Here is a 14,385-nt window from a genome sequence, read left to right as displayed (position 1 = left end):
TTCGCCACGACGGACTCGCTCGCGTATAGCCCCCTCCACCAAGCCGCTGCGCGTCTTGGTCCCCCTCCCCGTACCGGGGAGGATCTATGAGCGTTCGCGCACGCGTGATCCCCTGTCTCGACGTGGCGAACGGCCGCGTCGTCAAGGGCGTCAACTTCGTCGATCTTATCGACGCCGGCGATCCGGTCGAGCAGGCACGCGCCTATGACGCCGCGGGCGCCGACGAGCTCTGCTTCCTCGACATCACCGCCAGCCACGAGGCGCGCGGCACGATCCTCGACGTGGTGCGCCGCACCGCCGAGGTGTGCTTCATGCCGCTCACCGTCGGCGGCGGGGTACGCGGCGTCGACGACGCGCGCGCGTTGCTGCTCGCCGGGGCGGACAAGGTCGCGGTCAATTCCGCCGCGGTGTCGCGGCCCGAGGTCGTCAGCGAGATCGCCGAGCGGATGGGTAGCCAGTGCGTCGTCGCCTCGGTCGACGCGCGCCGGGTGGCCGAGGGGCGCTGGGAAGTCTTCACCCATGGCGGACGCCGCGAGACCGGGATCGACGCGGTGGAACATGCGCTGCGGCTCGCCGCGCTCGGCGCGGGCGAGCTGCTCGTCACCTCGATGGACCGCGACGGCACCCGCGACGGCTACGACCTCGACCTGATCCGCACGATCGCCGACCGGGTGACCGTGCCGGTGGTGGCGTCGGGCGGCGTCGGCAAGCTCGACGACCTCGTCGCTGGCATCCGCGACGGCCATGCCAGCGCGGTGCTGGCCGCGTCGATCTTCCATTTCGGCGAGGCGAGCATCGCCGACGCGCATGCCGCGCTGGCGGCGGCGGGGATTCCGGTGCGGTCCTGACTCGTGCTCCTGCGAAAGCAGGAGCCCAGAGACTCGAAGGGTATCGCATGGGGCCCCGGGGCTCCTGCTTTCGCAGGAGCACTTAACGCTTCTCAAACCCGCTGAAGCTACATCCAACCCATGCTCCGCATCGCACTCGCCCTGCTGATCGCCAGCCCCGCGCTCGCCGCCGCGCCGCACAGCGGCGTCGCCGGCGCGCGCGCCATGCCCGAATTGTCCGATCTTGCGCTCTTCGCCTGCGCCGCCTTCGCCATCTGGTTCGTGCGCAGCCGGCTGCGCGCGCGGTTCCGCCGCGACACGCCCAAGGATTGACAGCCGCGCGTCGCTCCCGCAGCCGGGGCGGCATGGCAGATACCCTCGACGCGCTCGAAGCCGTGATCCGCGAACGCCGCACCGGCGATCCGGCAAGCTCCTATGTCGCAAAGCTGACCGCGAAGGGCCGCGCCAAGATCGCGCAGAAGCTCGGCGAGGAGGCCACCGAGACGGTGATCGCCGCGATCCAGGACGACAGGGCCGGGATCGTCAGCGAGGCGGCCGATCTGCTCTTCCACCTTGCGGTGCTGCTCGCCGATGCGGGGCTCGGCCTCGACGACGTGCGCGCCGAACTCGCCCGGCGCGAAGGCGTGTCGGGCATCGACGAGAAGGCCAGCCGCCATGCCGATTGACGCCACCCTGCCCTATGACGACCAGAACATCTTCGCGAAGATCCTGCGCGGCGAGATCCCGGCGAACAAGGTCTACGAGGACGATCACGCCCTCGCTTTCCACGACATCAATCCGCAGGCGCCGCAGCACATCCTCGTGATTCCCAAGGGCCCCTATGTCTCGTGGGACGATTTCGCGGCCCGGGCCGGCGATGCCGAGATCGCCGGATTCGTCCGCGCGGTCGGCCATGTCGCGCGTGCGGCGGGGATGGTCGCAACCGGCTATCGGCTGCTCGCCAATATCGGCCAGGATGCGCACCAGGAGGTGCCGCATCTTCATGTTCATATCTTCGCCGGGCGGCCACTCGGGCCGATGCTGGCGCGCTGAGCCGCTGCACTAAGGGATTGCGCGCGCTGCTTTTGCGGCTAGGCTCGCGCCTTTCGAAATAGGGGCGGCGCGAACGGGCGCCGCGAAGGGGACCACTCAATGATATTCGGGCGCGTAAAACCACTCGACGCCATTCTCGCAACCGCCGAGAAAAAATCGCTCCATCGATCGCTAGGTCCGGTCCAGCTGACCCTGCTCGGCGTCGGCGCGATCATCGGCACCGGCATCTTCGTGCTGACCGCCGAGGCCGCACAAAAGGCCGGGCCGGGCATGATGATCAGCTTCATCATCGCCGGCTTCGTCTGCGCCGTCGCGGCGCTCTGCTATTCCGAGCTCGCATCGATGGTTCCGGTCTCGGGCTCGGCCTACACCTACACCTATGCCGTGATGGGCGAGCTGCTCGCCTGGATGGTCGGCTGGGCGCTGGTCCTCGAATATGCCGTCGCCGCCTCGGCGGTGTCGGTCGGCTGGTCCGGCTATATCGTCGGGCTGCTCAGAGACACGGTGCACGTCAACGTCCCCGTGGCGCTCGCGAACGGGCCCTATGCCGGCGGCATCGTCAATCTGCCCGCGATGATCATCGCGATGCTGGTGACCTGGCTGCTGATGATCGGCACCACCGAGAGCGCTCGCGTCAATGCCGTGCTCGTCGCGGTCAAGGTCGCGGCGCTGAGCCTGTTCTGCATCATCACGCTTCCGCTCATCAAGGGCGACCAGTTCACGCCCTTCACGCCGAACGGCTGGGGCATCATCGGCGTCGGCGGCGCCGCGGCGTCGATCTTCTTCGCCTATGTCGGCTTCGACGCGGTCTCGACCGCTGCCGAGGAAACCAAGAACCCGCAGCGCAACGTGCCGATCGGGCTGATCGGATCGCTGCTGATCTGCACCATCTTCTACCTGCTCGTCGCCGGAGGCGCGATCGGCATGATCGGCGCCCAGCCGGTCACCGGGCTCAACGGCGAGGTGCTCTCGCCGGGCTCGTCCGAACTCGCCGCACGCTGCGCCGAGATCGTCAGCTCGGGCGCGACCCTGCCGCTCGCCTGCTCGAAGGAAGCGCTGGCGCACGTGCTCAAGATCGGCGGCTATGACTGGGCCGGCTATTTCATGGGCCTCGCCGCCGGCCTCGCGCTGCCGTCGGTCATCCTGATGATGCTGTTCGGCCAGACCCGCATCTTCTTCGTCATGGCGCGCGACGGGCTGCTTCCCGAGAAGCTCGCGACGATCCATCCGAAGTGGAAGACGCCGCACATCGTGACCTTCATCACCGGCGTGTTCGTGGCGATCGCCGCCGCGTTCCTGCCGGTCGGCAAGCTCGCCGACGTGTCCAATTCGGGCACGCTCTTCGCCTTCTTCATGGTCTCGCTCGCCGTCCTGATCCTGCGCCGGACCGATCCCGGCCGCCGCCGTCCGTTCCGGACTCCGCTGGTGTGGATCGTCGCGCCGCTCTCGATCGTCGGCTGCGTCGGCCTCTATTTCCTGCTGCCCTTCGACGCGAAGATGGTGCTGCCGATCTGGGGCGGCCTCGGCCTCGTGATCTATTTCGCCTATGGCTATCGCAAGAGCCATGTCGGGCGCGGCATCATCGATGTGCCCGAGCATGAAGCCTATGAGGAGCTCAAGCCGGACGTGCCCGCGACGCACTGAGGCCAGCGGCTACAGACAATGGCAGGGGCCGGGGGAGCGATCCTCCGGCCTTTTGCTTGCCCGCCTCCGCCGACGGGGTCATGTTATAGAATATCATTCATCCGCGGGTCATCGCGCGGGAACGACAAGCGTCGAACGGCCCGCCAGCGGCCGACAACCATAGGGGGAGAATCACATGTCGCGTTTCGCGTTGCTGCTCGGTTGTTCCGCCGTCCTGCTCACCTCCGCCGCCCCGCAACCGCTGCCCGCGCACCCTGTCATCGGTGCAGCGCAAGACAGACACTCGCCGGTGCGCTGCGTGCGCGGCGAGACGGGGCCCGCCGGCTACCGCAACGGCCATATGGCCTATGCACCGCCCCCCGCCCCCATGCCGCCGCCCGCGCCGCCACCGCCGGTGATGGCGCCACCGCCCCCGCCCGAGCCTGTGCCGGCGCCGAGCGCTCCACCACGATCGACGGAGATGAAGGCCGTGGCCGAGTCACTGCAGCGCATCCCCGGCGTATCGGTGACCGCTGCTCCCTTTGGCACGCCCGGCAACACCGAACGCTACGAAGGCAGGGAAGTCGCCGCGATCCAGCAGGTGCTGGCCAACCCGGTCTCGACCTTCTCGGTCGATGTCGACACCGGCGCCTATGCCAATGTCCGCCGCTTCCTGACGCAGGGGCAGGACGTGCCGACCGCAGCGGTCCGCACCGAGGAGATGATCAACTATTTCCGCTATGATTACCCGCGCCCGGACTCGCGCGAGGCGCCGTTCAGCGTCACCACCGACGTGGCGAAGACGCCGTGGAATCCCGATACGCGCCTGCTCCGCATCGGCCTGCGCGGCTATGACGTGGCGGCGAAGGGGCGACCGCCCGCCAACCTCGTCTTCCTCGTCGACGTCTCGGGATCGATGTCGAGCGAGGACAAGCTGCCGCTGGTCAAGCGCGCGCTGACGATGCTCGCCGAGCGGCTGACCGCGAAGGATCGCGTTTCGATCGTGGTCTATGCCGGCGCGGCCGGCGTGGTGCTCGAGCCGACGCACAGGAAGGAATATGTGAAGGCGGCGCTCGAATGCCTCAACGCGGGCGGCTCGACCGCTGGCGGCGACGGCATCAAGCTCGCTTATTCGGTGGCGCGCGCCCATTATCTGAAGGACGGGATCAACCGCATCTTCCTCGCCACCGACGGCGACTTCAACGTCGGAATCAGCGACAACAAGGTGCTCGAGGATCTCGTCAAAAAGAACCGCGACGACGGCATCACACTGACCACGCTCGGCTTCGGCACGGGCAATTACAACGAAGCGATGATGGAGCGCATCGCCGATGTCGGCAACGGCAACTACGCCTATATCGACAGCGCGATGGAAGCGCAGAAAGTGCTCGACGACGAGCTCGGCGCGACGCTGTTCACGATCGCGAAGGACGTCAAGGTCCAGGTCGAGTTCAATCCGGCACAGGTCAGCGAATATCGCCTGATCGGCTATGAGAACCGCGCGCTCGCCGAGGAGGATTTCGCCAATGACGCCGTCGATGCCGGCGATATCGGCGCGGGGCATCAGGTGACCGCGCTCTACGAGCTGGTCCCCGCCGGGGCGCGCGGCTGGCTGCCCGAGCGGCGCTACGAAGGCAACCGGCCGGCCGGGGCGCCCGCGACCGGCAACGAGCTCGCCTTTGTCAAGCTGCGCTACAAGCTGCCGGGTCAGGACGGATCGAAGCTGATCGAGCGCGCCGTTCCCGCCGCGCTCGTCCGCAGCGCAGAACTGCCGCGCGGCGACATGGCGTTCGTCACCGCGGTGGCGGCGTTCGGCCAGCGGCTGCGCGGCGACAAATATCTGAACGGCTTCGGCTATTCCGAAATCGCCGCGCTGGCGGGGAGCTCCGACAATTACTGGCGGAGCGAGTTCGCCAAGCTGGTGCGGCTCGCCGACGCGGGGCGGGCAAGCCGGCCGTCGAGCGACTGACCGCGCTGGACGGTGCCGAATCCGGCGCTATGCAATATCCCATGCGCGTGACTGCATGGCGTCGGAGGGTAGCGATATGAACGACACGGCTTGGCAAACCGGAGGGCCGATCATCGATGGCGGCCCGGTATGGCTGACGGCCTCCTTCGTGCTGATCGGCCTCGGCATCCTGTTCGCGCTGTTCATCCTCGCCTGGGGCACCCGGCTGGCGAAGCGCCGCCAGCAGGCCCGCGAGGCGCTCGACGAGCGCGGCGAGCTCGCCCATGGCACCGCGCCCGAGCAGCGCGTCGTCGAGAGCGCACCGCCGCCGGTCGCGCCCACCCCGCCGCCAGTCGCCCCGGCTCCGCCCGTCGCGCCGCCGCCGATCGCCGATGTCCCGGTGATGGCGCCGCCCGCCGCACCCGAGCCCGAACCCGAAGCGGAGCCTGCGCCGCTGGCCGACGAGCCGATCGCCGCCGCAGCGCCGCTCGATGCCGCGCCGGCCTCGCTCGCCGCATCCGGGCCCGCGCCCGCAGCCGCAGGCGAGGACCAACTCACCAGGATGAAGGGGGTCGGCCCCAAGCTCGCCGAAAAGCTCAACGCGCTCGGCGTCACCAGCTTCGCCCAGATCGCCGCGCTCTCGCCCGCCGAGGCGGAGGCGCTCGACGCCCAGCTCGGCACGTTCCAGGGGCGGATGCAGCGCGACCGCTGGATCGAGCAGGCGGGTTTCCTCGCCCGCGGCGATCAGGCGGGTTACGAGGCGGTGTTCGGGAAACTCTAGCCTCCAAATCCTCCCGCGCGCAGCGGGAGGATTTGGCGGAGCCTCAGGCCTCCTGCCGCACCAGCAGCTTGTCGATCTTGCGGCCGTCCATGTCGACGATCTCGAAGCGCCAGCCCTGTTCGGTGAAGATCTCGCCTTCCTCGGGAAGATGCTTGAGCACCGCGAGCGCGAGCCCCGCGACGGTCGCATAGTCGCGGTCCTCGGGCAGATCGATGCCGAGCCGCTCGGCGAGCGCGTCGGCGGGCATCTGGCCCGAGACGAGCAGCGAGCCGTCCTCGCGCAACACGAGGCTGGGCGAATCGCCTGGCTCGGCGTCCGAAGCGAAATCGCCGGCGATCGCGGCGAGCAGATTGGCCGGGGTCACGATCCCTTCGAAATGGCCATATTCGTCATGGACCAGCCCCATCGGCACTTCGGCACGGCGGAGCGCCCCGAGCGCGTCCATCGCATCGACCTGATCGGGCAGCACGGGGGCGGAACGCATCAGCCGGCGCAGCTCGAGCGGCTCGCCGCGGAACAAGGCCGCGGCGATATCGCGCGCCTGGACGACGCCGATCACCGAATCGACCGATCCCTCGGCCACCGGCAGGCGGGTGTGCGGCGTCGCGAGCAGCGCCTCGCGGATGCCGGCAGCGTCGAGATCGACATCGAGCCAGTCGACATCGGTGCGTGGCGTCATGACTTCGCGCACCGGCCGATCGGCGAGCCGGACCACGCCCGAGATGATCGAGCGCTCATGCTCCTCGATCACTCCCGATTTGGAAGCCTCGGCGACGATCAGGTGCAGCTCCTCGGCGGTGACGCGATTCTCCGATTCGCGGTTGAGCCCGATCAGCCGGAAGATCAGCGCGCTCGATTTGTCGAGCAACCACACCACCGGCGCGGTCGCCTTGCTGAGCCAGAACATCGGGATCGCCATCGCCGCGGCGATCGGCTCGGGCGAGCGCAGCGCGAACTGCTTGGGGACCAGCTCGCCGACGACCAACGAGGCATAGGTGGTGAGCGCGATCACCAGCGCGATGCCGGCGGTGTGCGCCGTCTCCGCGGCGAGCCCGAGCCCCTGCAGCCGCTCGGCCACAGGGGTGCCGAGGCTGGCGCCCGAATAGGCGCCGGCGACGATGCCGATCAGCGTGATGCCGATCTGCACGGTCGAGAGGAACTTGCCGGGATCGGCAGCGAGCCGAATCGCCGTCGCGGCGCCGCGATTGGTCCGCGCCATCGCCTCGAGCCGCGCCGTGCGCGCCGATACGATCGCCAGCTCGGACATCGAGAAGAGGCCATTCACGGCGATCAGCACGAGGATGATCGCGACGTCGATCCAGGGAAAGGGTGCGGGCATGATGCGCCCCCTCCATATCCGCACTCAGCGGCGCTTCACAACCGCCTGTTCGCAAACGCCTCAACAGACAGGAAAACCCGCCGCAATCACGGCCGTGGCAACCGTCTCAGCCGCGCCGCTCGCGGAAAAAGTCGCGGAGCAGCGTTCCTGCCTCGGCTTCACCGATGCCGGCATAGATCTCCGGGCGATGATGGCAGGTCGGCTGGGCGAAGAAGCGCGGGCCGTGCTCGACCGCCCCGCCCTTGGGATCGCCGGCGCCGTAATAGAGCCGCGCGATGCGGGCATGGGCGATCGCGCCGGCGCACATCGCGCAGGGCTCGAGCGTCACCCAGAGATCGCAATCCTCGAGGCGTTCGCGGCCGAGGATCCGGGCGGCCTCGCGGATCGCGAGCATCTCGGCATGCGCGGTGGGATCGTGGAGCGTGCGCGGCGCATTGGCGGCGACCGCGACGATCGCGCCATCGCGCACGACAGCGGCGCCGACCGGCACCTCGCCCACAGCGGCGGCGGCGCCGGCCGCATCGAGCGCCGCGCGCATCGGAGGCGGAAGGGGAAACATCGCGAACCGCTTAGCGGCTCGCCCCGGCGGCGTCACCCGTCAGGCGGGTGCGGCGGCCGGCGGCGATTCGCGCTGCAGCACGGTCCACAGCGCGAACGCCACGCCGGGCAGAAAGCACAGCAGCGTCAGCCCGCACGCGATCAGGAAGTCGCGGCCCGCGCCGCGCGCCAGATAGACGCCGAGCGGCGGCAGCAGCACCGCGGCGACGATGCGCCCGGCGTGCATTATTTGGCGGCAGGCGTGGGCGACGCGCCCGGAGCCTGCTTCACCTCGATCGTCGGCAAGACCACGGTGGCGTTCTTCATCTCCACCGTCGGCACCTCGACCGACTTGGCGGTGTTGCCGATCCCGACGCTGCCCGTCTCGGCGCTGTATTTGGGGAGCTGGCCGCCTTCGCTCTGCAAGGTGACCGTCGGCAGGCTCGCGCCCTGTTGCTGGTTGATCCGCAGCATCCCCGTCGCCATCGCCGCGACGACGCCCAACGCAATGATTCCGATCAGCACGAGGATTGCACGCATTGCCTTTGTCTCCGGAGTCGAATCGTTTGCGTAATAACGCAGAAACCGTCATCCGGGTTGCGTGCCGCGGGTGATTGATCGGCGAATCGGTTGACGCACCCCGCCATTCCCGCTATCGGCGCGGCCTTTCCGGCTTATGCCAAGAAACCAGGATTAAAGCGATGTCGCGCATTTGCGAGCTGACCGGCAAGGGCCGGCAGGTGGGTCACAATGTTTCCCACGCCAACAACAAGACCAAGCGCACGTTCCTGCCGAACCTGCAGAACGTCACGCTGATCTCGGACTCGCTGGGCCGCAGCGTGCGCCTGCGCGTCTCGACGCACGGCCTGCGTTCGGTCGAGCACAATGGCGGCCTCGACAATTGGCTGCTCAAGGCCAGCGACGACGATCTGTCGCTGCGCGCCCGGCGCCTGAAGCGCGAAGTGCGCAAGGCCTCTGCCGAGAAGACCGCGGCCTAACAGCCCGCCGGCAGACCAGCGTCAGCCCGTTCCCTTCGCGGGGGGCGGGCTTTTCGCTTGCCCGGCGTCCAGCCGGAATTTGAGCAGCAGCGACTGCTCCCAGAACTCGCCATTGTCGTCCGACGCGATCCACACGATCGTGTCCGCGCCTTCGCGGGTGACCGCCAGCGCCTCGAAATTATCGTGCAGCAGCGGGCGCTCGAAGCTGGCGAGCTCGGCGCAGCGCACGCTCCCGCCGTCCGGGATCCCGCGCACGTCGATCACGCAGAGCCTCGCGGTGAACAGCCCCGGCAGCGACAGCCGGCGATTGAGCACCAGCAGCCGGCCGTCGGGAAGCTCGGCGGCATCGGTCGGGTCGTAGCCGGCAGGCGGCACATAGGCGAAAGCGGCGGGCGCTAGCCTGGTCTCGGTCGGATCGCCGGCGAAGCGCAGCACGATCCGCGCCGCTGGCTGCCCCTTGGGGCGCGCGGTCTCGCTGAACACGATGAACTGGCCGTCGCGCAGCCGCACCATCGCCTCGGCACCGCCGGCGATCGACCAATCGGCCATCGCTGCGGGCTGAATGCGGCGCTCGGCGCGGGCGAGGCCGGCATCATAGCGCCAGATCGCATTGCGGTTCTCGAAGCCCACCCAGGCGCGCCCGGTGACGGGATCCCAGGCCAGCGATTCCGAATCGCGGTGGCGCTTGATCGCGCCGGTGCCCGGGCCCGGAAGATCGGCGAAGCGCAGATCGTGCGGGCGCAGGTCCGCGCCCATGCGGAACTCGACGATGTTGCCGCCATCGCTGAGCAGCGTGAAGCGATCGCCGATCACGCGCATCGCCGAGAAGCCACCGAAGGCGGGGTCGCTGCTCGTCAGCGCGACTCCGCCGAGCCAGGTGAGCGCGCCAACCTGGCGCCGCGCGGGATCGGTGGCGTCGAGCGTCACCGGCGTGGCCCGCATCTCCGCGCGCTCGCCGAGCACGCCCCGCGGCTCGATTCCCGAGGCGGTGGGGGTCAACATCAGCAGGACGGAAAACGGCATCGCGAAACGCATCGCCGCGGTCATAGCGGCTCGTTCGCGAAGATGAACCTCAGATAACCGACGCGTTCAGGAAGCGCAAAGGCAACGCCGCTACAACGGCGCTCACAGTTTGCGTATCGACGTCCTCGCGTTGCGTATCTGAGGACCAGGGCCGGCTCCGAAAGGGGCCGGCCCGTTTTCGTTCAGTACATGTGCTGCCCGCCGTTGATCGACAGCGTCGACCCGGTGACGAAGCCCGCTTCATCCGAGCACAGGAACGCCACGCCGCGCGCGATCTCGCTCGCCTGGCCGAGGCGGCCGACCGGGATCTTCGCGACGATCTTCTCGAGCACGTCCGCCGGCACCGCGGCGACCATGTCGGTGTCGATATAGCCCGGCGCGATCGCATTGACCGTCACCCCGGCGCGCGCGCCTTCCTGCGCCAGCGCCTTGGTGAAGCCGTGGATGCCCGATTTGGCCGCGGCGTAGTTGACCTGGCCGTACTGACCGGCCTGGCCGTTGATCGAGCCGATATTGACGATGCGGCCCCATTTGCGGCTGCGCATGCCGGGGAAGGTGGCGTGCGCCATGTTGAAGCAGCCGCCGAGATTGATGCGGATCACGTCCTCCCACATCTCCCGGCTCATCTTGAGGATCGTCCCGTCACGGGTGACGCCGGCATTGTTGACCACCACATCGACCGGCCCGAGCTCGGCCTCGACTTGCGCGACGCCGGCGGCGCAGGCATCGAAATCGCCGACGTCCCATTTATAGGCCTTGATGCCGGTCCGTTCGGTGAAGGCCTTCGCCTTCTCTTCGTTGCCGGCATAATTGGCGGCGACCGTCATGCCCGCGTCCTTGAGCGCGAGACTGATCGCCTCGCCGATACCGCGCGTTCCACCCGTCACGATCGCTACGCGTGCCATTTGTCGCCATCCTCTCCGTTGTCGTTACGTAAGGCTAGGGAGCGTCTGCCCAGCCCGCAAGTTCCCGCCACAATATCTTACGAAGCATCGCGATCCCCGCATCGCTCGCATTGAGGCAGGGCAGATAGGCGAAATGGGTGCCGCCAGCGGCGATAAAGGCGTCGCGGCCGCGGATCGCCAGTTCCTCGAGCGTTTCGAGGCAATCGGCGGAAAAGCCCGGCGCGACGATCGCGATGCGGGTGATTCCCTTGGCGGGAAGTCCCGCGAGCACGGTGTCGGTCGCCGGCTCGAGCCATTTTGCGCGGCCGAAGCGCGACTGGAAGGTCACCGTCAGTTCACGCCCCAGCGCCTCGCCGAGCAGCCGCGCGGTCTTTTGGCAATGGCAGTGATAGGGATCGCCGAGCTGCAGCGTGCGCTCGGGCATGCCGTGAAAGCTGGCGAGCACCGCCTGCGGCGCGAAATCGAGCGCGGCGAGCGACGCCTCGACCGAGGTCGCGAGCGCCGCGATATAGGCGGGGTCGTCGAAATAAGGCGGCAGCGTCCGCAGCGCCGGCTGCCAGCGCATCCGCGCCAGTTCGGCAAAGGCGACGTCGTTGGCGGTCGCAGTCGTCGCTGCGCAATATTGCGGATAAAGCGGCGCGACGAGGATACGCTCGCAGCCGCCGTCCTTGAGCGCACGCAGCCGCTCGCCGAGCGCCGGCCGGCCATAGCGCATCGCATAATCGATAACGACGTCCGGCCCGAATGCGCCCTGCAGCGCCGCGGCCTGTTCGCGGGTGATCGCGGCGAGCGGTGACCCGTCCTCGCGCCAGACCTGGTGATAGGCGTGCGCCGATTTGGCCGGCCGGGTGCGCAGGATGATGCCGTGCAGGATCGGTTTCCACACCAGCCGCGGGATCTCGACCACGCGCGGATCCGACAGGAACTCGGCGAGGTAACGGCGCACCGCGGCGGCATCGGGCGCGTCGGGCGTGCCGAGATTGACGAGCAGCACCCCCACCTTGGCAGGCGGGATCGCAGGGTGATCGGCTGGGGTCATTCGATATCCGAAAGCAGCGGCAGGCGGCGGAAGCGCACGCCGGTGGCGGCCTGCAGCGCATTGGCGATCGCCGGCGCGACCGGCGGCACGGCGAGCTCGCTGGCGCCGCCGGGCTCGAGATCGTTGCGGATCAGCTCGACGGTGATGTCAGGAGAGTCGGCGAGAGTAGGCAGGCGAAGCTCCGAAATGGCGCGCACATCGGCGACATTCTCGGTGATTCCGGTCGCGCTGCCCACCGCGCCGGCGAGCCCGAAGATCAGCCCGCCCTCGATCTGCTGCATCACCAGATCGGGGTTCACCACGCGCCCGCAATCGACCGCCGCCACCAATCGCTCGACCTTGACCCGGCGATCGCTGGTGAGCTGCGCCTCGGCGAGCACCGCGATATGCGCGCCGCGGAAGCTGTGGCACGCGATGCCCTGCCCGCTTCCGGGCTGGCCTCCCTGCCAGCCGCCCAATTGCGCCGCGGTCTGCAGGCAGCGCGCCAGCCGCGGCTGCGCACCGAGCATTGCCATGCGGAACGACAGCGCATCCTGCCCGGCGACATGCGCAAGTTCGTCGAGAAAGCTCTCGGTGAAGAAGCAAGTGTAGCTGTGCGCGCCCGAGCGCCAATAGCCGCTCGGCACGCCGATCTCGGCGGGGTGGTGATCGACTGCGAAATTGGGGATGGCATAGGGCGGCACCGCGCCCGCCACCGCGCCGGGATCGCCGCGGCCCAGCGCGCGCCCCGCCGCCGGCAGCATCGCGCCGGGGAGCAGCCGGGCCGCGAGCTCGCGGCCGCTTTCGGGCGCGGCGATCTTGGCGAGCCAACCGGTGAGCCGATGCTGTGCGTCAAGCCGCGCGGTCATCCGCCCTGCGGCGGCGGGGCGGAATCGATCGCGCCGGAAATCCTCGCCGCGCGGCCAGCTGAGCTGCACCGGCCGCCCGATCCGCATCGCGAGCAAGGCCGCCTGCGCCGCGACGTCGCTCTCGAGCTTCGCGCCGAACGACCCGCCGGCCATCGTCGGATGGAGGATCACGTCGCTTTCGGCGAGCCCCGCGGCGCGCGCGGCGGCGGCGCGTGCCAGCCCCGGCGCCTGGGTGGGCAGCCACAGAGTCAGCCGGCCATCGCGGTGGACCGCGGTTGCGGTCATCGGCTCGAGCGCGGCATGGAGCGCGAGCCCGACGCGATATTCGGCCGCGACGACTTCGGCGCCGCGGAACTGCGCCGAAAGATCGCCCGCCGACGCCATGCGCGTGCCCGAGCCGCCGAACGCGGCGTTCAGCGCGTCATCGATCGTATCGCTGTTGACGACCGCCTCGGGCGTCTTGAAGCGCGGCCGCATTGCGTCGATCGCGCGATCGGCGGCCCACCAGTTGTTCGCGACCGCGGCGACCCAATCCTCGGTGGTGACCACCGCGAGCATGCCCGGGATGCGATCCGCCGCGGCGCGATCGACGCGGACAAGGCTGGTCTCGCCGATCGGCCCCTGCCGGATCGACGCATAAACCATATTGGGCAGGCGAATGTCGGCGGCGAAATTGGCGCTGCCATCGACCTTCGACGGCGCGTCGAGCCGCGGCAGCGGTTGGCCATGCAAGCGCGGCGCATCGCTGACGCGCGGCGGCACCGCATCGGGCAGCGACTGGCCCGCGGCGTCCTCGGCTAGCGCGCCGAAGCCGAGCTTGTTGCTGCCCTGATAGACGATGCCGTTGAAGGTGCCGCAATCCTGCCAGTTCACGCCCCAGCGCCGCGCCGCCGCCTTTTGCAGCAGCACCCGCGCCGCGCCGCCGGCATGGCGCAGTTCGTCCTCGAAATTGCGGATCGAGGTCGAGCCGCCGGTGAGCATAAGCCCGCCGCGCCGGACGAAGCTGCGGCGCAGCGTCGCCGGTACCGGGCCGAGCGCGGCCTCGAACAGCTCCTCGGCGGCGAGCTGGTTGGCATAGAGCGGATTGAGCGGTGCGGGCTCGACGCCGACCATCTTCCAGTCGGCGCCGAGCTCGTCGGCGACGATCTGCGGCATCGCGGTGTAGACGCCCTGCCCTTCCTCGCATTGCGGCACCGCGACGGTGACATGGCCGTCGCTGCCGATCTTGAGCCACGCCCCGAACAGCTGCTCGCCGGGAGCCGGGGTGAGATTGGGAAGATAGGTTCGCGGCCAAGCGGCCCAGGCGACGATCAGCCCCACGCCGACGCCGCCGCCGATCAGCAGCGTCCGCCGATCGATCTGGGTGCGTGCGCCGAGTTTCACCGCCATCGCATCGCTCTATCGCGCCACTTCGCGCAGCGCCAGCCATTGCGGCCTTGGGTTTGCAACGCGGCTGTTCTATCG

16 protein-coding genes are annotated in these 14,385 nt (G+C 69.0%); 8 read left to right on the top strand and 8 right to left on the bottom strand.

Features of this window, described 5'->3' with window-relative positions:
- The first annotated feature begins 86 nt into the window (after positions 1-86).
- From hisF to E5A74_RS15635, 7 genes are all read left to right on the top strand, one after another.
- On the top strand, positions 87-848 hold the full coding sequence (gene hisF / locus E5A74_RS15665) for an imidazole glycerol phosphate synthase subunit HisF (RefSeq protein ID WP_135986567.1): 762 nt from the start codon (positions 87-89) through the stop codon (positions 846-848).
- Positions 849-968: 120 nt separating this feature from the next.
- Complete coding sequence (locus tag E5A74_RS15660; protein WP_135986566.1) at positions 969-1,160, top strand: hypothetical protein; 192 nt, start codon at positions 969-971, stop codon at positions 1,158-1,160.
- A gap of 32 nt (positions 1,161-1,192) precedes the next feature.
- Entirely contained in the window at positions 1,193-1,513 is a 321-nt protein-coding gene (locus E5A74_RS15655) for a phosphoribosyl-ATP diphosphatase (protein WP_135986565.1), read from the top strand.
- Positions 1,503-1,880, top strand: a complete 378-nt coding sequence (locus tag E5A74_RS15650) for a histidine triad nucleotide-binding protein (RefSeq protein ID WP_135986564.1) — start codon at positions 1,503-1,505, stop codon at positions 1,878-1,880. The genes E5A74_RS15655 and E5A74_RS15650 overlap by 11 nt, the downstream gene beginning before the upstream one ends.
- A gap of 99 nt (positions 1,881-1,979) precedes the next feature.
- Positions 1,980-3,524, top strand: coding sequence for an amino acid permease (locus E5A74_RS15645; RefSeq protein WP_135986563.1), 1,545 nt, complete (start codon positions 1,980-1,982; stop codon positions 3,522-3,524).
- Positions 3,525-3,984: 460 nt separating this feature from the next.
- A complete protein-coding gene (locus E5A74_RS15640) occupies positions 3,985-5,472 on the top strand; it encodes a vWA domain-containing protein (RefSeq protein WP_240699842.1) in 1,488 nt (495 codons plus the stop codon).
- A 76-nt stretch (positions 5,473-5,548) separates the two neighbouring features.
- Entirely contained in the window at positions 5,549-6,232 is a 684-nt protein-coding gene (locus E5A74_RS15635; RefSeq protein WP_135986561.1) for a hypothetical protein, read from the top strand.
- A gap of 43 nt (positions 6,233-6,275) precedes the next feature.
- Here the strand turns inward: E5A74_RS15635 and E5A74_RS15630 are convergent, their stop codons facing one another.
- The 4 genes from E5A74_RS15630 to E5A74_RS15615 form a co-directional block, all read right to left on the bottom strand.
- On the bottom strand, positions 6,276-7,571 hold the full coding sequence (locus tag E5A74_RS15630; RefSeq protein WP_135986560.1) for a hemolysin family protein: 1,296 nt from the start codon (positions 7,569-7,571) through the stop codon (positions 6,276-6,278).
- 106 nt (positions 7,572-7,677) lie between these two features.
- Entirely contained in the window at positions 7,678-8,130 is a 453-nt protein-coding gene (locus E5A74_RS15625) for a nucleoside deaminase (protein ID WP_240699841.1), read from the bottom strand.
- Positions 8,131-8,169: 39 nt separating this feature from the next.
- Complete coding sequence (locus tag E5A74_RS15620) at positions 8,170-8,355, bottom strand: YqaE/Pmp3 family membrane protein (protein WP_135986559.1); 186 nt, start codon at positions 8,353-8,355, stop codon at positions 8,170-8,172.
- On the bottom strand, positions 8,355-8,648 hold the full coding sequence (locus tag E5A74_RS15615; protein WP_206365889.1) for a hypothetical protein: 294 nt from the start codon (positions 8,646-8,648) through the stop codon (positions 8,355-8,357). Before E5A74_RS15615 ends, E5A74_RS15620 begins: the two co-directional genes overlap by 1 nt.
- Before the next feature lie 161 nt (positions 8,649-8,809).
- Here E5A74_RS15615 and rpmB point away from each other — a divergent pair, with 161 nt between their 5' ends.
- Positions 8,810-9,106 (top strand): 50S ribosomal protein L28, encoded by a 297-nt coding sequence (gene rpmB, locus E5A74_RS15610; protein WP_135986558.1) that lies wholly within the window; start codon positions 8,810-8,812, stop codon positions 9,104-9,106.
- Positions 9,107-9,127: 21 nt separating this feature from the next.
- On the opposite strand, the gene E5A74_RS15605 is transcribed toward rpmB, so the two are convergent.
- The 4 genes from E5A74_RS15605 to E5A74_RS15590 all read right to left on the bottom strand — a co-directional run bounded on the left by E5A74_RS15605 (position 9,128) and on the right by E5A74_RS15590 (position 14,310).
- Positions 9,128-10,129: an esterase-like activity of phytase family protein gene (locus tag E5A74_RS15605; RefSeq protein ID WP_240699840.1), complete on the bottom strand. Its 1,002-nt coding sequence runs from the start codon at positions 10,127-10,129 to the stop codon at positions 9,128-9,130.
- 182 nt (positions 10,130-10,311) lie between these two features.
- The gene (gene phbB / locus E5A74_RS15600; protein WP_135986556.1) at positions 10,312-11,034 is read right to left on the bottom strand and encodes an acetoacetyl-CoA reductase; all 723 of its coding nucleotides are present in this window, start codon (positions 11,032-11,034) and stop codon (positions 10,312-10,314) included.
- A gap of 34 nt (positions 11,035-11,068) precedes the next feature.
- On the bottom strand, positions 11,069-12,073 hold the full coding sequence (gene hemH / locus E5A74_RS15595; protein ID WP_135986555.1) for a ferrochelatase: 1,005 nt from the start codon (positions 12,071-12,073) through the stop codon (positions 11,069-11,071).
- Positions 12,070-14,310, bottom strand: a complete 2,241-nt coding sequence (locus tag E5A74_RS15590; protein WP_135986554.1) for a xanthine dehydrogenase family protein molybdopterin-binding subunit — start codon at positions 14,308-14,310, stop codon at positions 12,070-12,072. Before E5A74_RS15590 ends, hemH begins: the two co-directional genes overlap by 4 nt.
- Positions 14,311-14,385: the final 75 nt, after the last annotated feature.

This window comes from Sphingomonas naasensis, assembly GCF_004792695.1.
GTDB classification, from domain to species: domain Bacteria; phylum Pseudomonadota; class Alphaproteobacteria; order Sphingomonadales; family Sphingomonadaceae; genus Sphingomonas; species Sphingomonas naasensis.
The sequence above is the reverse complement of the archived record's forward strand: the minus strand, read 5'-3'. Positions and strand labels throughout refer to the sequence as shown.